Genomic DNA, 21,274 nt, shown 5'->3' with positions numbered 1-21,274 from the left:
ATCGAGCTCGCCGAAACGCTGCACCTCGATTCCTCGCTCACGAGCACGCACGCGATCCGCTTCGGTGCGGTAGCCGAGCGCCTGGGTCGCCAGCTCGCGGCTGCGGAGCCGGACGCCGTGCTTCACGTACTCGCGATCCAGCAGCAGCGGTCTCCCGGCCTCGTCACGACCGCGAATCGCTACGTGGACATGGGGGTTGTCCGTGTTGTGGTGGTCGATCGCCACCCACTCGAGCCGCGTCTCGAGATCCCGCTCCATGGCGTTCAAGACGCGCCGAGTGTGGTCCATCAGGTCGAGCGCCTCGCCGCGCTCGGGCGACAGGATCATCTTCCACATGCGCGGATCTTCGGCCTGCTGCCAGCCATCGAGCCGCCGGTCGATCTCCACCGCACTCTCGGAGGCATCGAAGCCGAGCCCCTTGTCACCCTCGCGCTGGGCGCCTTCGCGGGCCAGGTAGCGGCCGTGGGCCCGCCAGCCTCCAGGCGTCTTGTTCGCCACGTACTGGAGCTTCACGATGCTGCGCTGCTGGCGGGAGCCCGGGCCGTAGCCAGGCCGGCCGAGGGCACGGCCCTTGGAGCGCGAGCGACCTTCGCGATGTCGGACCCGCGCCGAGACCTTGCGGAGCAGGAGCCCGCGGCCTTCACCGCGCTCGGCTCGGATGCGCCCCGGTCGGGCGCGCCGCGTGGGTCCGGAGGGATCGTCGCCGTCGCGCTTCATTCGCGGGGACGACGCCCTATCGTCTCGAGACGTGCAGGCATTGGAGCAACGTAGCTGCCGGCAGAATTCGCTGGAATCCGGGACCCAAGTATGCGGAGTCGTGAGCGAAGCCGACGCTGGCTCCGGTCTCTTTATCCTTGCTCTCTGACGATCAGTGGGAGCATTCGCGGCATCGTGGAGCAAGTCCGGGTTCTAGCTGCCGCGAATCTTCGATTGGGCTTGCGATACGGTCACGCCTTGGAAAGAGTCAACGTGTATTCCCAACGCATCGTGCGCCGAAGCCGAGTCTCTGGTCCCCGCCCTCCAGAGTTGACAATCCACGGCGTCCACTTGTGGACTACCTCTCGCTTCCTGACAGACTCTCTCCGGAATCCTAGATCCAACATGCAATCACATATGAACTCGTCTAGCGCGAGTCGCCAACCTCCAGCAGATCTCCGACCAAGGACGAAGACCGCCCGTCCTCCCACTTTGACAGCTTCGGCGATGCGCAAACAGCTTCTCTCCACGTCCGCCAAGAACGCTCCGACTCGCCCGAAGGCACGGTTTGCCACCCCTCCGCACCAGTATTTCTTGTCGATAGCGAGCGGATCTTCGACGGATCCTCCAAGGCCAGCAGAGTCGATTCGCCCACCGTGGATTGGCGGCAGTCGCAATCCGCGGAGATTCCTAACGACGCCGATGCAGATACTTGATATGCCTCCGTACTGGACAGTCGAGAAGGAATCGCCATAGGGCGGAGACGTCAGCACGAGATCGAATTGCGCGGGCAATCCATGAAGGCTCCGCAGTCGCGGCAGGTCGAGAACGCTCCCATTCACGATCCGAGATTCGATGGCTGGAAGTGGTTGAGATCGCAGATCGTCTATTACTCGAAACATCCGCCGGCGAAAAACTCGCGCGGCATCTACCCGCCTGCTACTCCGCTCCTCTGCGCTAAGCCGGTGAAGTTTCCATGAGCCTTGGCGACAAGTTGAGACTTCCCTAGCCGTGGCGCTGAGAACTGCAGCAGCAACCAAGAGTGAGTCTCGATCAAGATCTTCCCTATTGATCGCGTAGATCAGCGCCGATAGTTGGGCCCTGGCACCCTTGGAGAAGTAGTCGGCCGTCCGGCGGCCTTCAAAGCGAGGGTAGGGAGTCGATGGCAGCTTTTCAGGGGAGACATGCGCCAACCTCGATAGAGCGGAAACGTCTGGCTCACTCAGCTTCGCCCGCGAGACAAGCACTGCGAGTGGATTGACGTCGGTCCCGTAGCAGTTGGCGCCGTGTGCACCGGCTGCCAGGAGGGTCCGACTCGTGCCGCAGAACGGGTCGAAAACGTCTGCGCGAGGCTCTACGTACTCTGCGGCCAGTCCCTCCGCAACCTCGTCAGCAACCATGGCGGGGTACGGATGAAGCTGGGAGAGTCTGGTGGGCACTCCCCCTTATAGTATGCCGGTGTACTCTCTGCCAAGAGCCTGGCCGCTGCTCGATCTAGCTGAGCGGGCGGCTGAGTTGGAGTCCGGCCGTCCTCGCCGCGTCGATGGCCATATCCAGACTCACAAGTGACCGTGCCGTTCGATAGATGATGTAGTCACCTCGTGCATCGTTCGGTGTATAGTTGACGGTCACTACGTTCGCCCCGGCCTGAAGTCCCAGAGCAAGGCCGAGCGTTTTTCGCCCCTCATTCGTCGCCAATGCGTTCAATGCACTAACGGCTGGAATCAGTAGATCCGGGTTTTCCAGTCGCATTCCTGCAATGAAATCGAGGACTGAATCCAGGGGGGGCGATGCGTAGCCGCTCAGCGGGGTGGACGGCCCCGGAATGAAGGGGCTGACGCTGGCAGCGAACAAGGGCAACTCCTTGACTAGCTCCAGGTCGCGAATCGAGTCGCTGGTTGTCGAGCCAGGCAGACCGAGGATGCAGCCGCTGCTAACCGAGTAACCCATTGCCGCAAGGCCGCGGATCAGCTCCAGCCTGTCCTCTAGGCTGTTGTGGGGGCGCATCTGCTTGTAGAGCTCTGCGTTGCTGGTCTCGAACTTCACGATGGCCTGTTCGGCCCCAGCAGCGCGGAAGAGCTCGTAATGCTGCAACGGCCGGTCTCCGATACAAAGCAGGACCGTGAGGCCAAGGCGGCGGACCTCGGACACGGCTCTTGCTAACTCGCCTGTGTCATATGCGAGATCGTCTCCTCCCTGGATCATTGCGATGCCAAGACCATCAGCGCGGATTTCTTGAGCGGCAGCGACAAGGCTACCGGCGTCCATCTGGTAGCGTCTGAGATCCCTGTTGGAGGCCCGCATGCCGCAATACAGGCAGTTCCTGACGCATACATTGCTAAACTCGATCACTCCTCTCAGGAACACTGATCGGCCCAAGACCTTGTCCCGAATCTGGCACGCCTTGTTGAGCTTTCTATCAGCCATCCGGCGACTCGCTGAAAGACAAGGCTCGCAGGCGGCGATCAGGATCGATTGCGGCAAGTGCTGCGATCCGATCGACCTTGCCGAGGTCGTTGCGCGGTAGCGCGCGGCACAAGCGGATCAACCTGGGAACCTTGTGACTTTCTAGTCTCTGACTGCAGAAGAAAGCGAGCTCGCGGATGGAGAGGCTATGCCCGTCTCGCGGGACAACGAGGGCTGCAAGCCTCTCTCCCCTTTCTGGATCGATTGCTCCCATCACTACTGCCTCGCGCACCGAAGGATGGGACTGGATGATGGTCTCGATCTCGAGGGGATATACCCGAAGGCCGGAAGCCTTTACCATGTCGTGCTTCCGCCCGACAAAGTAGAACACGCCATCCGCCTGCCGCCGCACAAGATCGCCCGTGTGATACCAGCCCTGTTGAAACACGTGGTTGTCAGCGCTGCCGAAGTACCGCGAAGCGACCCCTGGCCCGGCAACTCGAAGCTCTCCGATCTCACCCGTTCTATCTAGCGGTAGCCCGGTTTCCAAGTCCGCACATTCGGCCAGGTATGAAGAGCAGCACCGGCCTAAGGGATATTGATCGCGTACATCGTCATCGGCAGCGACCGCAAGCGCCATGCCGGTGGTCTCTGAACTGCCCCAGACAGGGGTCAGGGGAAGCCCAAAGCGATCCGTGAACTCTCGCGATAGTTCCCGCGTGGTCACCGCGCCTCCGGCTTCCGCGATTCGCAACGACCCGCCTTCCCGTCCAGACTCGGGCTTTGTATCAAGCAACAACCTGAATACCGCTGGGGACGACATTAAGTGGGTTACCTCACCACGGACAATTCGCTCTACGACACGCCGAGGCTTGAACTCCTCTACGATCGTGGCACCGCCTGAGTAGATCGCACGTGCGATACTCTCATGGGGATGCACATGCACGGGAAACGTACAAAGGTGAACGTCGCCTGGTCTCAGCCCGAAAGTGTCGATCGCCGAAATGCAGTTCCAGGCGAGATTGGCATGGGTTGCTACGACGAACTTGGGTGATCCAGTCGTACCCGAGGTCGCGTTCAAGTAACACGGACTACCCATCTCGCCGTGGCAATCCGGGGCACCGCGGTCATCGGAAGGCTCCAGTAGCTCGCTGCGATCGAGGTGGACAACCGAAAGGTCTAGAGGCAACCGAGCGGTCGCTGTGAGCGCTTGCGACGCTTCTCCGCCGACAAGGAGCCACCGTGCGCGTAGGCCTGCAAGGGTGCTCGCTAGATCCGTTGCTTGAGTTTCTGTGCTCAATCCAAGATAGAGAGCTCGAACTCGCAGGGTGGCCAGAAAAGCGACAACGAAATCAAAGGACTTTGGAACTAGAGAGCACAGCGTATCGCCAGGCTGGAGTCCGGTCCTTACGAGCAGCCGAGCCAGATTGCCCACGGCCTTTTCGACGGTCTCGTAGCTATACTGATCGTCTTCGCACACGACGGCCGTATGCTCAGGTCTGGTAGCCGCCCAGTACGCGAGCATTGCGTCAAGAGTTGACGGGGAGCTGGGCCGCTTCACGGCCCTGATAGCTTGCTCGCCAGCATCTCCGCGAGTGACCGAACTGTCGTTACTCCGCAGAGATCCTCTTCCGAGAACTCCGTATCGAGAGCCGACTCTAATCTGGCTAGTAGTTCCAATATCGCTAGCGAGTCCGCGGAAAGCAGGTCCTTCACATGGTCCTCGTCCTCGATTTCAGACGCGGGGATTGAACTCAAGCTGGCGATCCACTCCTTTGTCGCGAGTACTGCTTGCTCAAGCGAAGCTCTTGGCTGCAATCCAACATCCGCCTTTGGCCGTGGCCGAACCTGGCCGCCTTCGGAGTAGCGCCGACGCCGCCACAGAGCCGCATGGCGCGATGCCTCGAAGTCCGGTCTGTCTAGCCGCAAGATCGCGTCGGTTCTATCGCCATAGGTCTTTTCGCCGACTTGACGAAAGCCAGCAGCGTGATGGAACAGGAGGACCCGCCGGTTGCTCTCTTGAAGGTTTGTCTGACCAAAGATCGGCGCGACTGGGAGATCCTGCACATACTTGAGGCCGCGCGACAGGGCTCGGGCAATCGTCTCGGCCTGGAGGAGGGCTCCGATGGAGCGGCCTTGGAATTGAGAGGAAACCGCCAACCGATGGAGATAGATCCCGTTCGACTCATAGTAGGTGCCATCGGCTGCCCGCTCGAAGCCGATGCAGAAGCCAAGGGGTCGCTCGTCAACCGATAGTGCGATAGTGCTTATCTCCCACTTGCCGAAGAACTCCCGCGCCGAGTCTCTATCCGCGAGTAGATCTTCCATTGTCCAGCGCTGGTATGGAATCAGGTTGTGCGCCGCGACCAAGTCGTCGGCAAAGCGGCTCGCCATGGCGGGTGATAGCGAGCGGACGGTGAAGAGGTCGCCCCGGCTATCCAGCAAATGGGCTTGGTCATCCGCCATTGGGTGATTCACTTCTTGTAGACGACTACAGACTCGCCTTCTAGCTGCGCACGGAGACGTCGCTTCGTAACCCTGATATCCCGCTCTGAAGAGAAGATCCTCTCTAGCCCACAGCGACTGGCAGCGTCGTCCATGTCGAAGCCTGTAGGCCTGCTTGCCGTGGACGCGCCCATGACGACGCAAAGAACTCCATCCTTCTTCAAGGCGCCGCTTGCCACCTGGACGAAGCGTTCCATGTAGTCGCGGTATTCCTGAGGACTTCTAGTCCGCCGCCGATGAGATCGCGACCCAATCTCAGCCTCACGGAGATCCTCTAGATCGCCCCAGCCTTCGATCTCGGCGACATCAGGGTGATTCCATAGGAATGTGAGGCGCTGCGATTTCACATAGTCTGCCATGCCGAAGTATGGCGGCGATGTGACTATGGCATCCACCACGCGCGGAGCGAGGCTTCGCAGTCCCTGGCACGCATCGATTCGCTCGACGTTCCACGTCTTGCCACGCTCCACAGAACTGGGGTCAATCCCGCGCCTGACCATATCGTCCCGAAGCTCCGCCACAGCAAGCTCGTAGGCCGTCAACGCCTCAACAAAGGAGGAGATCGCGTTCTTGGCCTGTATCTCATCAGCCTTTGGGGTGACGTTGTCACAAACCCAGCCGTAGTGTCTCCCTTGCGATGAGGTGGCCTTTAGGGTGCTTGAGAACACGCACTGAGCGGCTGTTCGAAGTCTTCCAGCCGGAAGGGACTCGACCTTCGACTGAATCGTCCTCAACTGCAGGAAGGTGTCCAGGTGGTACCAGCGCAGTAGCTCGGGCCGGTTTGGGTGCGAAAGACGATCCACCTCGGCGAGTGCAAGTGGAAGGGCTCCCGCCAGGTCCCGAATCTCATCCCTCAGGACTGCGATCTCGCTGGCTTGCGGCGGGGCCAGTTTCGCCCGGGAAATTAGGGTAGCGACGGGGTTCGTATCGAAACCGTGAGTAGTCCGCCCCAACCGCACGGCCTCGACCAAGGTCGCTCCGCTACCGCAGAAGGGATCGACGACGAAGTCGCCCTCGTTTGTGAGCATGGGGATTAGAGAACCCGGAATCGCAGATACGAACGTAGCCGGATACCAATGGATCAGATGGATTCCGCGGTTTTCGACATTCGCGAAGTCCCAGTCTATCCCCTCAAGGGCACGCCTAGAGCAAGCTGAGCTGGCCATGGCTTCCGCTACGCCGCGCTATGCGCGCTTCAATATCCTCGGGGAAGAGGAGCTGCGAGACCTCGAGCAGGCCCTGCTCTCTGATGCACGAAGCTACGTGTTTGCGCCAGTTCCGAAGGCCCCGCTCAGCTCGCAGCTCCTTAAGGGATCGCTTCGCAACGATACCGGGATTGATGAGAGCTACTAAGACGACGAGAGAAGGCCGGCCTAGGGAAATCTGCCTTCCGCCAACCTCCAGGGTGAGTTGCCTCGTCGTCTTGTCGCGCTCTACCCACACTCGCTGCGCGAGGCCGTGGCTCGGTGGCGGCCCGATCGCGTCAACGACCTGCTCCCCCAACGTGGCCTGTTCCGGAGACCCAACGGCGGATGCGGGATCGGCTTCGATCCACGCATAGTCGATCAAGCTGTAGAGGCAGCCAACCTTCTGTTGAATCGCGAGTTCCCTAAGCGCCTCGCTCGCCTCCACTTTCTGCTCGAACTCGACATCGCTGAGCCACCAATCTCGAGCAGTAACTACGTCACCTTTCACGGCCTCTCGAACTAGATCCTGCAGATACGCATTGTATGCGACGCAGCTAGGATGCCCGATCATCTGCGTGTAGATCAGTTCCCTGAAATCAAGCCACCGCCTAGCAGCAGCGAGTCCGCCAACAGCTATCGCAAGCGATAGATCAGTCCCGAGCTGAAGATGACCGACTAGCTCTCTCAGGTTCTCTGCTGCTCCAGAGTAGCCGAGAAGTGCCGCCATTCGGTGGACGTTGTCGATGTTGTCGAAGTCCATCGGGCCAGCGATAGCACTTGCACCACCGGCATCTGGGCTGACAAGAGAAATCAGTTTGTCAGCAGAGACACCAAACTTCTGCAGTACCGCCGCTACACGCAGTGATCGTGCCGGCAGGATCTGATGATAGAGATTGAGAGGGTGATACGTACCGAATATCAGCTGCCGCACGAGCGATTCATGAGAAACGTCGGGATCGCGGCGGCGGAGCTCGGTCTCAACAAGATGACCATAGGGGTGGATCCCAATGTCATGCAAGAGAGCAGCTGCCGCGATGGTGGAAACATCATCCTGTCCGATTCCACTTCGACGGGCTACCTGAAGAGCGGTATGGCAGGTTCCTACTGCATGAGCGAACCGACGCGCCGTCGCCAGCTCCTGCATGTACATGGCGTCTTGGTTCAACATCCGCATGAATCGGAGCCGCTGAACCTCGGGTGTATGGACCAGCTCCTCAAGCAGCTCGGCGGTTACATCGGTGCCGAAATCGATCGCACCATGAACGACATCTCGGAACTTCATACAGGAAGCGCCATCGATACTAGTGTTGCCATCAGGACAACGGTCGCCACGTATGCCGTTGCTCGTATGAGTCTTCGCCAGATCGGGCCTTGTTCCCACACGGCCGTCACAGCGAACGCAACAGCCCAGATTGGCCAGAACTGCCTAAGCGCTCGAAGGGAACGCGAGAGCAAATCCAAGGACGGGGATAGTTGGCCAATGGCACTCGTAAAATCCGTGTGCGGAAGGACTGTTACGAAGATCCAGAGCGCAAAGAAGCTCGTGATGAATCCAGGATGACGACGCGCAAGAGCCACGATTCGGAGGTGAACGGTCGCTGTTCGTAGCTTCACCCGGGCCAACCTGGAACTGAGAAGAACCTCGTTCGCGAGGCGGAACAGAGTAGATGTGCGGAGGCTCGCGAGCAGACTCGGCGCTTCCGAGACTTGGAAGTGCACTGCCCCCTCAAGACCGATGTCGCGGCTAGCGTTCTGGACAAGTTCCGCCAGAGTCTCGGTCACCTCTCCGGCTCTCGACTCCTTCAAGCGCAAGCAGCATTCGGCGGCGTCGATTCTGGGAAATGTCCAAATCCATGGCTTGTAGTGACTGATCGGTCCTTCAGCTGATGGGATCGAGTAGTGCAAGGATTCCTGCCAAGCCAAGGTCGCGGGCTCGCGGAGACGTGCGCGGATTTCCGAGAGCAGGTCGTCCCTCTTGCCAGGCCAGTTCACGCTCCCTGGGATGCGGTACTCAAGGCGGAGAAGCGAGTTGAGGATTCGCACTTTGTGAACGAGGAATACTCTCTCGTTCTCTAACTCCCGGAGCAAGTAGTTGACGACTTCCGCGCGGTTGACCGCAGTGCGGCATGCCTGATGCGTAAGTGCCATGAGAGCATGGCATGTAGGAATGGGATCGGCCTCCGCAGATTCGGTGACTACGTGCCACGGCCAAGCGCGGAACGTTTGCCCTTGATCGTCGGACGAGATCGCAGCATTCGCAAGAACCCGAGCGATCTCGTCTATCTGGGAGTACGAATCCTCAAGCGCTTTGGCGAATTCAGGGTGGGTGTTCCTGATATCCCAGAGCGCGTTCGCGGCCTCTAGGACCTCACCGAGCTTCATGGTGAGTTTGAAATCATGGTGGCCGACTTCCTTGAACTTTCGTGCTTGCTTACAGTCCTGAGTATCCCCCGCGTCAACCCTCTTGCTGTCGTCGAACTGGAGGAGGAGATACTTGAGGCCATCAAGTATCGCTTGGCGGCTCTTCGGGTCTGCTGGCGCATCGCGGCGACAGAGGAGCTGGACACCGAACGAGGTGCTGTAGACGCCAGGAAAGGTGGCCGGCGAGCTTCCAGACGAGGAAGCATCGAGGCGCATATACCAGCCCCTTCCCCGTCCATCCGGGGAGTCCCGAATGTGCACCAAAGGAAGGCTGTGAAGCCTTCTAAGCGTCGCATCGAGCGAACTACTACTCATTCGGGCTGCCCGTCCATCTGGCGCACGATTCGCTCAAGGGAAGACCGTAAATGGGACAGAGATTGGTCGTTGGCGACTAGAGCGTCGGCCTCAAGGACTAGGCGCCCGAGCCCAATGGCGTATTCCCAGGCGGAGGCTCTGAGGAATGTCTCATAGTCGCTCGGAGAATCTGCTCGGACTCGTGCTTGCGAGCGAGCGAATCGCGTTCGATCGGAGCAGTGTAGCGCCAGGACCCGGGGCCTGAACGCTTGCCTTAGGACATCTCGCTCTACGGGCTTGCGGCAACCCGTCACCACGATTGGTGTACCGCGGCTATCACGGGATTCAATCCGGCTGAGGATCTCGCGAGCAACAGCATCATCGCCGTGCTCCTCGAAGAACTGGTCAATCCTCTGGAGGCGTTCGAGTAGGGGCACTTCGAGAGGAACGTATTCCTTGACGAGGCCGGGCTCGATCCATTCGAAGCCCAGGGATTGGATCATCCGGCCCGCCTCGCTCTTTCCAGAGCAGGTCGGGCCAACTACGACAATCGCAGGGGGCTTTCCCATATACCTCTGCCCTCAATCCAGCCACGAACCCCTGCCCGCAGTAGAAGCCCGTCCGCCGCTGACCGGCTGAGCAGAGAGCAAGGCTGGAGACGCGATCGCGCTCCTTCCTAAGTCGCTGAAGCGAGGCCTCAATCCGCGCCTGTTGCGCGAGGCCAGCAGGGTGCGGCCCCTTCTGCTGGTCTGCACGAACTCATCTTAGGAGATCCGCGACGATCCCTAGGCTGAGAACGGGAATTGAAGTCCTGTCCCCGCGGGGATGGCTGACTGCCTTGAGCCGCCTGCCCTAACCCGAGCAATACATCACCGCTTCTATATACCTCAGAAATATATGAGGTATAGTCATTTGCTGAGGTATCAACGTGGTGCCGACCGACCGCAAACGAGATCTCTCCGGGCGGGCTGTCCGCGTAGTTATCGACATCCTCCCGCGCTCGGCGAAACCAGAGGTGGCTAGGGCGGAGTCTGATGCAGAGCCGCACCTAGTCCTCGGAGACCACCGACTGCGGATCAAGTGGATCGGCCAAGGCAGCCTAAGCGACGCACGCCAAGCACTCGCCAACCGGCGCCGCCGCCCGGATATCGTCGTGGCGCGGCGGCTATCGCCGGGCGCTCGGGAGGCCCTCTCGGAGGCCGGAATCGGGTGGGTGGACGAGACTGGCGCTGCTGAGATCGCCGTGGGCTCGATCATCGTCTCGCGAACCGGGAGACCGCCCGAGCCCGCCGCAAAGCCGGCGCGCTGGACCGCTGCAGTGCTGGCCGTTGCCGAGGCGATCCTCTGTGGAACGAAGCCCACGGTGGCTGCGACAGCCTCCGCCACCGGCCTCTCGGCCGGGAGCTGCACTCAGGCGCTGCGATTCCTGACGGACCTCGGCCTGCTGGAGGCCCCGGCCCGCCGCGGGAGGTTCTCAGGCCGCCAGGTCACCGACCCAGATGGGCTTCTAGAAGCGTACGCTTCGGCGGCCGAGCAGGCACCAACATCCCCCTCCCTCGAGGTGGGCGTGACCTGGCGCGACCTGGTAGCGGACTTGGTGGAGACAGGAAGGAAGTGGACCAGGGCGAAGCTCGCCTGGGCGGCAACCGGAGCTGTGGCTGCGTCCGCGATCGCTCCCTACCTCACCTCGGTCACGAGAGCCGAGGTGTATGTGGATGCGGAGAGTATGGCGTTGCTCGAGGCGGCCGCGGTGTCAGTGAATCTCCGTCCCATCGAAGGCGGACGCCTGACGTTGCGGCCCTTTCCCACGGTCGCCGTACGGGAGCTGACCTCCAAGGTAGATGGACTTCGGGTCGCGCCGTGGCCTCGTGTCTACGTCGACCTCCGGCAATCCGGCGTCCGCGGCGAGGAGGCCGCCGAGCATCTGCGGGAGGTGATCCGTGGCGGATGAGCGTCCTCGCAACCGAGCTGCACGCGAGGCCGCCGAGCGTGCACTCGTTCGCGTGGTTCACCACTATGGTGCTCGTCCCGAGTTCGTCGTCATGGGCGGGCTCGTCCCCGAGTTGCTGTGCTCGGGCAGCGGCTTCCGGCACGCCGGGACGACCGATGTGGATGTGCAGGTCGATCTGGAGATCGCCTGCGGCTCGGTCAACACCCGGCGCCTGGAGCGAGCCTTGCGCAACGCGGAGTTCGTGCCGGATGGCGAGTACGCGTGGCGCTGGAGGGCAGAAGGGCCGCTCGCCGCTGCGATCGTAAGATTCGAACTTCTGACTGACCTCGAGACGGCTCCGGCTGGTTCCAGCGTCCACTTCGATGACTGTGACTCCTTGGGCGCCGCCAACCTTCGGGGGACGGGATTCGCATCCCGGGACCGCACGACCCGCCAGCTCAGGGCCCAGATTGGCGGTGTCGAGCACCTCGTCGAGGTCTACGTGACCGGGCTCGCCGGATTCCTCCTCGCGAAATGTGCTGCCGCGTACGCCCGGAGAACGCAAAAGGATTGGTACGACATCGCCTTCGTCCTGTTGCACAACGATGCGGGCGGGCCGGAAGCCGCTGCGCAGGCTGTACTCGATGGCTTTGGTCGAGAGCTCGGCGCCATCAGAACCGCGCTAGAAGACCTAGCCGCCAATTTCGCCAACACCAAGGCTCAGGGACCCCAAGCATATGCTCGCCAGATGGCGATCGATCATCCGGAAATCGAGAAGACTACCGCACTCGCGGATGCCACTATCGCTGTCGAGAACTTCTGCACCTGCCTCAGAGTCGGCAACCAAGACGATCGTGGTCCAGGTTCCCAGGCTGACCCGACAGCAGCGGCGTAAGGAATCGGCACTCTGAGGTCCTCTGCAAGTGGAACGATCTCGACATTCAATAGACCCTTCTGAAATCGGTTCGGCCATCGAGCAACGACAAGGACAGCCAAGAATGATGGAACTAGTCGCTCGCGAGTCTCTATCGCCGTTCCTGTCAGCACTACACGATAGCCAGCCGGTGCGCGGGCTGACCCACGACTTCTATCGCTATCCGGCGCGATTCTCGCCCGAGTTCGCGCGGGCTGTCATCGAGTCTTTCTCTGAGCCCGGGGACGTTGTGCTCGATCCGTTTGTCGGCGGTGGAACGACCCTCGTGGAGGCGCGAGTAGCGGGCCGGCTGGGCGTCGGAGCCGACAGGAGCAGCCTCGCGGTCTTCGCAGCTCGCGCAAAGACCACAGTGCTTTCGGGACGCGATCGTGAGCGCCTCCGCAGATGGGCTCAAAGACTCACCCCCAAGCTGAACACCAGAACCCCAATCCCAGCCACGCCCAACCTAGAAGGATCTCCTCGGAACCTGGACAGCACGAGTACTTGGAGATTGCGGAAGCTAGTTGCGATTGCCGTGAATGATGCCGCACGGCTGCCCGCCACACGCGTCGAGCGCTTCGCGCGCTGCGCGATCCTAAGGACCGGCCAGTGGGCACTCGATGGCCGTGACACGATACCTACCGTAGATCAGTTTCGGAGTCGGTTCCGAGAGATCGTCGATGAGATGTTGCAGGGTGCCGAGGAATTTGAGCGTCGGGCCAGAGACGCTGATCGACTAGCCGCTGGGGTGGGCGTGCGCCGTACCGTTTGCCTCAAGGCCGATGCTGGGAAGCTTGCTGGCTACGCATGCTTCGGGAAGCGCCCGCCTCCCAAGCTTGTGCTCACCTCGCCGCCATATCCTGGAATCCATGTTCTCTACAACCGCTGGCAGATCATGGGCCGCCGGGAAACGGCAGCAGCATTCTGGATCGCGGGAGGGGAGGATGACAATGAGCCCTCAGAGCTGACCTTTGGTGACCGTCGGTCCCATCACGATTCGTCCAGATACTACAGCGACCTAGAGGGAGCCTTCAGGTCCGTCGGCGGACTCCTTGACCGCGAGTCGCTTGTGGTTCAATTAGTGGCGTTCAGCCAACCGGGAGTTCAACTGCCGCGCTTCCTCTCGGCCATGGAACGCGCTGGCTATCGAGAGGTACATCTAAGTGCGCGCAACGGCAGAGCGAATCGCCAGCGGCGTGAGGTGCCGAACCGAAAGTGGTACGCGAACCAATGGGGCCTGAACGGAACCCGCCGGGAAGTCCTCCTCTTCCATCAGCTCGCCTAAGCAGGTTCTGCCTGATCGCCGTCGAACTGCAAACCCCCAAGGTCGCTGACGATCGTCATCATGAAGGGCGCGATTGCTCGCGAGAACTGCTCGGCTTGATCCTCAACGGACATGCGCCCTTCATCAGCCTCTTTCCTCTGAGAATCCTCATGAAGAAGACCAAGGCCAACTAGGACCATCCCGTAGACGAACTGGGCCTCGACCAGCTTCACGTCCTCCGCTCGCCCCTTCGCCTCCGACTTCAGGTACATGTTGTCGCAGTTGACGTAGAAGTCGAACTTCGGCTTCCCGCCATTCTCTTCAGAGTCGCCGGCGTTTACGATCCGAAGTGCGGCAAACCTGTCGAACGCAGGTTCATGTTTCCCCCACTCCTCCTCGTATACCCGAACCACGGGGGGCAGAGAGAACCCCGACTCCGATTTCGAATCGTCGCCGTCACCCTTCGGGTTCTTTGACTTGTCCCGTTTGGAGGAATCTCGCTTGCGCCCCTCCGAGGGCCGCTTCACCAGGATAGAGAAGTGGTTCTCAATCGGGTCTACTCTGGAGCAGTCATCAATGACGGCCACGTACTCCAATCGATCCGCAACTTCCGCGTTCGGGGGAAGTGCGACACGAATGCTTCCCGATCCTCGATCCAACACGGGGCCAGTGAAATCGGAGACGTCCTTCCGCAACCCATCCACCACCGTATAGAGCTGGAACTGGCCTCCTTCGCGCTTCCTGCCGAAGTAGTTGTCCTCTACGTCGGTCTCGAATTCGATTCTTTGCCTCAAATTGATCGCACACTCGCGCTGGAGAACGTGGCTATCGGGCTTGCCGCGAAATCTAAAGTACGTAGGAAAGCGCTTGCCCTTGAACTTCCTCTTCTCTTCCTCGCCCGATTTTCGCGTATCGAAGGGATTCGATAGACGCGCGCCCTTGAGGAGGATGGAACTCAAGGACGGAGACTTCTTCAGAAGTGCGCCCAGGACGAGTTCGAGCGGCTTCTCTTCGGCAAGCTTCTCCTTGAGCTCTTCCTCGCGCCTCCTGGCCTTCAGCTCCCGGAGTCGCGGCTCCTCCTTCAGAATCACCTCAAGCTCGAGCTCGATCTGATGCCTAAGTTCATGGTCGCTCAATCGATCTCGGCTGTTCATGAACAGATCTTCTCGACTGCGGCCAGACAGCTTCGTGCAGTCTACGAGCACGAGAAGGGAATCCCTCAGATACCCGAGACCTACTCGACTCCGGCGGAAGAAATCACGAGACAACGGAGCGTGAGTCTGCCCGTTTACTGTGAAGATCAACCCCTCGCGCTTCGCATAGGTCCTTCCCTTTCCTGGCCTGAACGCATAGATCGTCGCAGTGAGCGGTTCGCCGCTAACTGAGAAGGGACATGTAATGGGATCGAACTCGAGATTGTTCGCGCTGTCGTCGTCGAGGCGAACCGTCAGGCCAGTGAGCGGGTTGTCGAAGCTGCCGCCGTGACCTCCTCCACCTCGACATTCGTGGATGCGAACCGGAAGCGCGATCTCAGGCAACAGAATATCGAGCCGGCGCAACAGACCGTCCCGACGAAGCACATCGCTCTTCGCGAAGCCCGTAGTCTCGTAGTCATAGAGCTTGATGAGCGTTCCGTGGCTCGAAGGACGCGAGTATGGCCTGTTCGACTCCGGAAAAATCGGCATCGAGTCGGCGGCAAACCTGAGAATTCCCCCTTTGGAAGAGCCATTGGGATCGGGCATGGGGGCCAGGTAGGTGTATCTGGAGTTCCTCCGCTTCCCTTGCGGGTTTTCACGGCGGACGACGGTAAAACCCCAGAGATCGGAAGAGATATCCGACGCCTGCAAAGCCGCAGGATTGCGCTTGGTCAGAACGAACTGAAGATTCTCATCGCCGCAGAACCGGAGCACGGCTGTACCGCCCATGTTGAACTTACCCTGAACGAAGGGAATCTTGATCTTGTTCTCCTTGTTCAGCGAGAGGATCGTGTCGGGTACGGAATTGGGCGTCTGACCTTCGCCGCTGTCAGCGATAGAGAGGCAGATATTCCCTCCCGATCCCTTCTTTCCGGTCGCCGCCACGGTGATTCGATTGGCCGCTTCCCCCCTCTTCTTTTTTGTCCACCCAGAGATGTGCCCTGGTGCGTCGGCGTTCACGGTGTCCTTCTCGAAGAAGGCCGAAACAGCTTCGTGAATTGACTGGGGGGCTGAGTCCGACTCGGGATCGATCCCAGCAGCGAGGCACTCCGCGATCAGGGTTGCGTCGATGGAGTTCACGATTTTCTCGACCAGAGCCGCATCCGAGCGCTCGGTCTGGTTGCCGATTGCGCTGAAGTTGTTCGGCTCATCGCCGTACAGCCTCCAGACGGCAGGATCCGCCCAGAGCCCTTCCGATTCCAGCACCGCGACAACCGCGTTGCATGAATCCGCTTCCATCAGCCGAATGCAGAGATCCCGGCACTTCCCATTCGTGAAGTTCACCTATTCGCCCTCCGGCGTTGAAGTCGCGGCGAGGAACTTGTTCCCCAGCTCGGTTATCCCGTACTCGACACGAACGCCGGCACGGCTCCGTTGAACTAGGCCAAGGTCCGACATTCGCGAGACTGCGCCCGACCGTTGGGAAGAAAGGAACGAAGTCGAAGCCTCCCTGTCCTGGCCTTGCGATCTATACTTGCTGAGCGCTCTATCGAGCGAGTCCGGCGAGGTGTTCCCCGCCTCAACGGCTTCGAGTATCGACCTGTAAGCGAACCGCTCCGCGGGAACGCTACGCGCGATGTGCTTCAGGAGGAATCCGACTTCCTCGGGTGTGAAGCGAGGAGCATCCGCAAGCCCTTCGGGCTGGTCCAGCACAGGATTCTTGAGAGCCGCAAAGGCCCATCCGGCTTCGGTGAGCCCAACAGGCGAACGGCTACCCACGAGTCTGTTGATGAGTTTGAAGCTGACGAGGAGGCCCGATAGTTGACCATTGCTATTCGTTGAGGCAACGAACTGACTCGCGTAGCGGAGCAACCCCTTCTCTTTTGACTGACCTGCCCCGGGAAACGCGGTTGCGAGGTTCTCGTCCCGACCTCTACCAGCCGATGCATCGAGCCGCCGAAGATACGTGCCAAGAACCGCAGCTTCTTTCGCAATCTCCGAGGCGAGCTCATCCAGGCTTCGCTTGTCGTCTTGGGCTGCCAGGTTCGCGATCGCCCGGCAGCTTGCTTTTGCCGGAAGAAGTCGATTGAACTGGCCGAAGATCCAACGCTCGATGGGAACAGTCTGACCTATACGCCAAACATCATCGGGAGCGGGCGCAACTCGACCTTCGATCGATCCGTGCTCGAAAGGGCCGAAGAGGCTGGGAATCTGAACAGGCGAAGCAGAATCAGCCACAGCGTGTCGCGGAAGCCGTGACGGACGACCGCTCCCGGCATCTCTGCGCTTCACTGGCCTTTGGCGAGACTTCGGCCCGGCCGCCGGCTCGGGCACTGATTCCTCGTTGACCGCCTCCCCAGCCGCCGGGGCGGGCGTTGCACCTACCGCCGTCGGCGCAGCGGATACAACCACAGCCCCTCGGGGATCTACTTCACTGTGAAGGACAGCTAGATTGCGCACAGCGGCACAGAGAACCTGCCCATAGTCGGCGTATTGTCCGCTTTCGACGAGGCTATCGAGATGCGACTTGACATCCTGCGGACACGAGAAGCACACCATCATGGTCTACTGACCTCCGAAGCAAGACACAGTGAAGCAGACTTCGACTTACTGTCAACAGCAGAAGGGCAGACAGGGCGAGCAGGGTATTCTGCTATTGGGGCGCGTGAAGAGATCCACGGGCGCGGCAAGCTAGCTAACATCCTGAAATGCTTGAAATAATCTGGGCGGAGCAACCTCGCGTCCCTGCCGACTATGACGCGATGCTCAGCATTCCCAAGGGTTCAAGGGACGCAGGCCCCCTAGGTCCGAAGCGCCAGCGCCTGACCTCACCCAGGGAGGCAGGATGCCTCCTGGCACCCGATGTACCTCGGACCAATCTTCCCGCTGCGGCGACCCGCTAGGTCGGATCGAGGTACCTGCCGGATCACAGGTTCGGGTCGCCGCTATCGGCAGTGAGGACAGCCACAATGTCGTCCCAGCCGTGGACGCGCTTGAGTCGCGAATGCTGCGGCACTGACTCGTTCCACGGGTGGGCCATCAAGAAGCTGGTACCGACCCCACCTTGAGCGAACGCCAACGCTTGGGAAGGATCATCCTCAACCGAGGCGGCGAATTGACCCAGGGAGACATGCTTCTCGCCGTGCTTGAGGAAATGCACATCGTGCGGAGGGAAGCCGTGAGCTTCGAGCCAGCGAATGGTGGCCGCTCGGGCCTGAGGCAGCCGGGAGGTTGCAAAGTGCAGCACGTATCCACGCTGTACTAGTCGAAGGAGCGACCTCTGAACCCCCTTGATCGGCTGGACTCGTTCGAGGTTAGAGGGGTCGGAGAACGCGGCGTGGACAGCGGCCCACTCATCTCTAGTGATGGACTCATCCTGGCCATCACGACACTCCCAGTAGTTGAATCGCGTGATGTCCTTGTATCTGAGATCGACGCGACCCCCAGTGAGCTCGTGGATCACGCTTCGCATAACGGGATCGGTGTCAGCAACAACGTTGTCGATGTCTACACAGATCCGTTTACGCTGGTCTTTCGCATCGATCAAGTCGTTCGGGCCAAATGCGAGAGGGAGCAGCTCCTCGATCGCATATCGGAGGGAGTCACCACCGTCACACACAGACGTGACTACGGTGCCGGAACCGAACTCACTCAAGACCTGGCGGCATGCACCGCAAGGAGCCGCTGGAGCAAACGTCGGAGTGAAGATCGCTAGGGCCACGATCGAACGCGCGCCATCGCCCACAGCGCGAAAGATGGCGTTTCGTTCGGCACAAGCCGTCAGACCAAAGGAGGCGTTCTCAACGTTTGTGCCGGTGTAGATCTTGCCATTGGACGCGAGCGCGGCAGCACCGACTGGGAAGCCACTGTACGGCGCGTAGGCATTGACGGCTGCCTGCCGAGCAGCGCGTGACAGCCGATCGGTGATCTCATCGTCAACCACTCACAGACCCTCTACTTGCGAGTAGACCGACCGAGGCTGCAGCAAACGCAATCGCACTACGAGCTACTCAACGACCAAGAAACGACCCTCTTGGAGCCTTCCCCTGATTTCGTCCGGGATCGACTCGTCGGGCGCGACTTCGATACGAAAAGTCCCGTGCTCGAGCCGAGGCTGCCGCTGGATCTCCCGAATCGTCGCCTCATCTGCCTCTTCCCACTCGATGTACGCGTAGCTGTTCTCATTGCTTCGTACGACCTTCACTGGACTTCCTCTCAATTTGCGGCGACGCCGTTTGGCGTAATCACCTTTCCAAGTGACCGAGCGCTTGCTTCCAACACCTTCGCAATATCTTGGTGGTGAAACAGAGTCCGGTCGATATTGAACCTGCTATCGAGATTGAGAATGCCGATCACTTCTCGGGGCGGATCCGACCAGATCGGGACACTGAGCACTGACCGGACTTGACCAACAACCGCCTTCTGCCGGTCCGTCAGTCTGCCTGCTGGGGCTTGGTAAGCTTCATCCTCTGAATCGAAGATTGTGGCGCGCTTCTTCGACCATGCCGAGCCGCAAGTACCCTGCTGGCGCATCCAGCGAAGATTCAGTTCTGCCTCTGGGAACGCGATCCGCGCTGGACCACCGTCCCAATAGTAGATGGCGAGATATCGCTTCCATACGCGATTCCCAGTGGGCAGCATGATGTTCGTGCGGACGGCCGGGACCTGTAGGCCAGAGAGCTGCGTGATCGCCCGGTTGTATCGCTCAAGAAGCGATTCGAGGATTGGGGCGATTGCGAGTCGCATATCGTCGACCTCGGAGGGCGAGGCGGTCTTGGGCCAGCGCAGCATCAATTGCTGACCTAGGAACAGCAGGACGATGAGTGCGAATAACCAGGGCTTGTTCGCCTTCACGAAATCGATTGTCGGTTGTCCGAAATACTGAGCAGACTCGTCGGCGGACATCATCTCGACAATCGAGAACCCCGAGAACAGGACAAGGCTGGTAAGGAGCCCCGGGATTCCGAAGGTCAACTTTGTCACGCCCGCCGCCTCCTGCCCTGTGCGGAGTGTACGAATCGAGCCCAAGCTCGCCCTACGCCGTGACAGGCATGGTCACACGGCGCCACTTCCGGCGCCTCGGGCCCGCTCGCGGAAGGCCGCAGCAGCAGCTGATCTCCCCCGGGGGAGGGACGCGAGGGAGGTTTGCGGGCCTCGAGAAATTCTGTTCCTTCGCCTATCCGCACAAGGTGGAGAGGACTCGCTGGCAAGCGGGGATCGGTGCTCCCGTCATCTCGTCCACGGCCTTGAGCTCGGGACGCGGGGTTCCGATCGCCTTCAGGAAGCCCGCCGACCACGCCGAGCGAGCGCCTTGATGCGCGGCGGTCCGGGTGTGCCGACGCGGGTGGCGGGGACGCCGCGCGAGGACGTTGCGATCTCCCAGGTGACCGCGGCCGAGATTGAGGTGGCTGCGCTACCGCCCGGCGTCGAAGCGCCGCAGGGCGCTCGAGGCACAGTGGTCCGCGATCGGGTCGGAGCTCGTCCGCCTGCCCTGGAGCGACGAGGTCAGCCGGCGTTTCGGAGAGCGCAAGGCCCGGCTCGAAAAGGCGGGGCAGCGGATGAGCGACTTCGACCTCGCGATCGCGGTACACGCGCTGGCGTACGGCCTTACCCTGGTCACCGCCGACCGAGCCTTCGAGCGGCTGCGGCTCCCTCGGGAGAGCTGGCTGGCCTGACTTGGGAAGGGCCGTATAGGGGCCGTCGGCCGTCCCCGGTGCCCCTGCCTGCCGCCCCCTGCCGCCTCTCACAACGCACCAGACGCAAGCTCCGTCACTTCTTGCGCCTCCGATCCAAGTGCATGATCGGGGACCTGGGGCTGGTGGAGGATGGGGCGGGGTTGGGGGCGTTCGAGTTTCGGAGAGGCCCCGCATCCGCGTACGTCCAGGGGTTCGAGCCCTCTGTTCGACGTTGGCCACCTCGCGCCTTGATCGCACCAAGCGGGCTTTGATTGGCGGCCTGTACTACCTGTTCGAGACGTGTCTCCGGGAGACTGCGCGCCGGGAAGCGGTGATTGCGGCCGCCCTTGCGATCGGATTCGCTTCCGCCCCGGGGCTTCTCGTTCCGAGGACCTCTCCCGGACGCGCCACAGGAGGATGCCGTGAAGATCGACGCACCGTTGTTCGGCTCGCTGTCCGAGGTGCCGGACCGGGTCCGGGAAGCCGAGGCCCATGGGTACGACGGCGTGGTCACGGCGGAGATCGGGAGCGATCCCTTCTTTCCGCTGCTCCTGGCCGCGGAGCACAGCGAGCGGGTGGAGCTGATGACCTCCATCGCGGTGGCCTTCGCGCGCAACCCGATGCTGCTGGCCAACATCGGGAACGACCTCCAGGCGTACTCCCAGGGGCGCTTCATCCTGGGCCTGGGCTCCCAGATCCGGCCCCACGTCACCAAGCGCTTCAGCATGCCCTGGTCGCACCCGGCGGCGCGCATGCGGGAGTTCATCCTGGCCATGCGGGCCATCTGGGCCTGCTGGTATCAGGGGGAGAAGCTCGACTTCCGCGGCGAGTTCTACACCCACACGCT

General features: G+C 61.0%; 16 protein-coding genes. 4 read left to right on the top strand and 12 right to left on the bottom strand.

Annotation, left to right across the window (positions count from 1 at the left end; genetic code table 11):
* The 7 genes from MJD61_01935 to MJD61_01905 form a co-directional block, all read right to left on the bottom strand.
* A partial coding sequence (locus MJD61_01935) for a hypothetical protein (protein ID MCG8554038.1) occupies positions 1-717 on the bottom strand: 717 nt, incomplete at its 3' end.
* 1,473 nt (positions 718-2,190) lie between these two features.
* Complete coding sequence (locus MJD61_01930; GenBank protein ID MCG8554037.1) at positions 2,191-3,123, bottom strand: radical SAM protein; 933 nt, start codon at positions 3,121-3,123, stop codon at positions 2,191-2,193.
* Complete coding sequence (locus tag MJD61_01925; GenBank protein ID MCG8554036.1) at positions 3,116-4,582, bottom strand: fatty acid--CoA ligase family protein; 1,467 nt, start codon at positions 4,580-4,582, stop codon at positions 3,116-3,118. The genes MJD61_01930 and MJD61_01925 overlap by 8 nt, the downstream gene beginning before the upstream one ends.
* A 77-nt stretch (positions 4,583-4,659) precedes the next feature.
* On the bottom strand, positions 4,660-5,568 hold the full coding sequence (locus tag MJD61_01920) for a GNAT family N-acetyltransferase (protein ID MCG8554035.1): 909 nt from the start codon (positions 5,566-5,568) through the stop codon (positions 4,660-4,662).
* Between the two features lie 8 nt (positions 5,569-5,576).
* Positions 5,577-6,773 (bottom strand): site-specific DNA-methyltransferase, encoded by a 1,197-nt coding sequence (locus MJD61_01915; protein MCG8554034.1) that lies wholly within the window; start codon positions 6,771-6,773, stop codon positions 5,577-5,579.
* A complete protein-coding gene (locus MJD61_01910; protein MCG8554033.1) occupies positions 6,751-8,076 on the bottom strand; it encodes an HD domain-containing protein in 1,326 nt (441 codons plus the stop codon). The genes MJD61_01915 and MJD61_01910 overlap by 23 nt, the downstream gene beginning before the upstream one ends.
* On the bottom strand, positions 8,073-9,431 hold the full coding sequence (locus MJD61_01905; protein MCG8554032.1) for a hypothetical protein: 1,359 nt from the start codon (positions 9,429-9,431) through the stop codon (positions 8,073-8,075). The genes MJD61_01910 and MJD61_01905 overlap by 4 nt, the downstream gene beginning before the upstream one ends.
* 1,231 nt (positions 9,432-10,662) lie before the next feature.
* Here MJD61_01905 and MJD61_01900 point away from each other — a divergent pair.
* Both MJD61_01900 and MJD61_01895 read left to right on the top strand, forming a co-directional pair.
* Entirely contained in the window at positions 10,663-11,460 is a 798-nt protein-coding gene (locus MJD61_01900) for a hypothetical protein (protein ID MCG8554031.1), read from the top strand.
* The gene (locus MJD61_01895; GenBank protein MCG8554030.1) at positions 11,450-12,334 is read left to right on the top strand and encodes a hypothetical protein; all 885 of its coding nucleotides are present in this window, start codon (positions 11,450-11,452) and stop codon (positions 12,332-12,334) included. The genes MJD61_01900 and MJD61_01895 overlap by 11 nt, the downstream gene beginning before the upstream one ends.
* Positions 12,335-13,633: 1,299 nt before the next feature.
* On the opposite strand, the gene MJD61_01890 is transcribed toward MJD61_01895, so the two are convergent.
* The 5 genes from MJD61_01890 to MJD61_01870 all read right to left on the bottom strand — a co-directional run bounded on the left by MJD61_01890 (position 13,634) and on the right by MJD61_01870 (position 19,735).
* Entirely contained in the window at positions 13,634-16,096 is a 2,463-nt protein-coding gene (locus MJD61_01890; GenBank protein ID MCG8554029.1) for a hypothetical protein, read from the bottom strand.
* Positions 16,097-16,624 (bottom strand): hypothetical protein, encoded by a 528-nt coding sequence (locus tag MJD61_01885; protein ID MCG8554028.1) that lies wholly within the window; start codon positions 16,622-16,624, stop codon positions 16,097-16,099. It lies immediately after the preceding gene.
* Positions 16,625-17,678: 1,054 nt separating this feature from the next.
* Complete coding sequence (locus MJD61_01880) at positions 17,679-18,695, bottom strand: cytidine deaminase (protein MCG8554027.1); 1,017 nt, start codon at positions 18,693-18,695, stop codon at positions 17,679-17,681.
* A 63-nt stretch (positions 18,696-18,758) separates the two neighbouring features.
* Positions 18,759-18,956, bottom strand: a complete 198-nt coding sequence (locus MJD61_01875) for a hypothetical protein (protein MCG8554026.1) — start codon at positions 18,954-18,956, stop codon at positions 18,759-18,761.
* Positions 18,957-18,967: 11 nt separating this feature from the next.
* Positions 18,968-19,735 (bottom strand): hypothetical protein, encoded by a 768-nt coding sequence (locus MJD61_01870; GenBank protein ID MCG8554025.1) that lies wholly within the window; start codon positions 19,733-19,735, stop codon positions 18,968-18,970.
* Between the two features lie 416 nt (positions 19,736-20,151).
* On the opposite strand from MJD61_01870, the gene MJD61_01865 reads away from it, so the two are divergent.
* Together MJD61_01865 and MJD61_01860 are read left to right on the top strand one after the other, a co-directional pair.
* The gene (locus MJD61_01865) at positions 20,152-20,427 is read left to right on the top strand and encodes a type II toxin-antitoxin system VapC family toxin (protein ID MCG8554024.1); all 276 of its coding nucleotides are present in this window, start codon (positions 20,152-20,154) and stop codon (positions 20,425-20,427) included.
* 440 nt (positions 20,428-20,867) lie between these two features.
* Positions 20,868-21,274: LLM class flavin-dependent oxidoreductase (locus tag MJD61_01860; GenBank protein ID MCG8554023.1), on the top strand; the 407-nt coding region annotated here is incomplete at its 3' end.

It is taken from the genome of Pseudomonadota bacterium, from assembly GCA_022361155.1.
GTDB lineage: Bacteria > Myxococcota_A > Polyangia > Polyangiales > JAKSBK01 > JAKSBK01.
The sequence above is the reverse complement of the archived record's forward strand: the minus strand, read 5'-3'. Positions and strand labels throughout refer to the sequence as shown.

What these genes read in the sequence shown, in the direction of transcription:
- MJD61_01930 (MCG8554037.1), bottom strand. Translation starts at nt 3,123, where the DNA reads ATGGCTGATAGAAAGCTCAACAAGGCGTGCCAGATTCGGGACAAGGTC.
- MJD61_01920 (MCG8554035.1), bottom strand. Translation starts at nt 5,568, where the DNA reads ATGGCGGATGACCAAGCCCATTTGCTGGATAGCCGGGGCGACCTCTTC.
- MJD61_01915 (MCG8554034.1), bottom strand. Translation starts at nt 6,773, where the DNA reads ATGGCCAGCTCAGCTTGCTCTAGGCGTGCCCTTGAGGGGATAGACTGG.
- MJD61_01910 (MCG8554033.1), bottom strand. Translation starts at nt 8,076, where the DNA reads ATGAAGTTCCGAGATGTCGTTCATGGTGCGATCGATTTCGGCACCGAT.
- MJD61_01905 (MCG8554032.1), bottom strand. Translation starts at nt 9,431, where the DNA reads ATGCGCCTCGATGCTTCCTCGTCTGGAAGCTCGCCGGCCACCTTTCCT.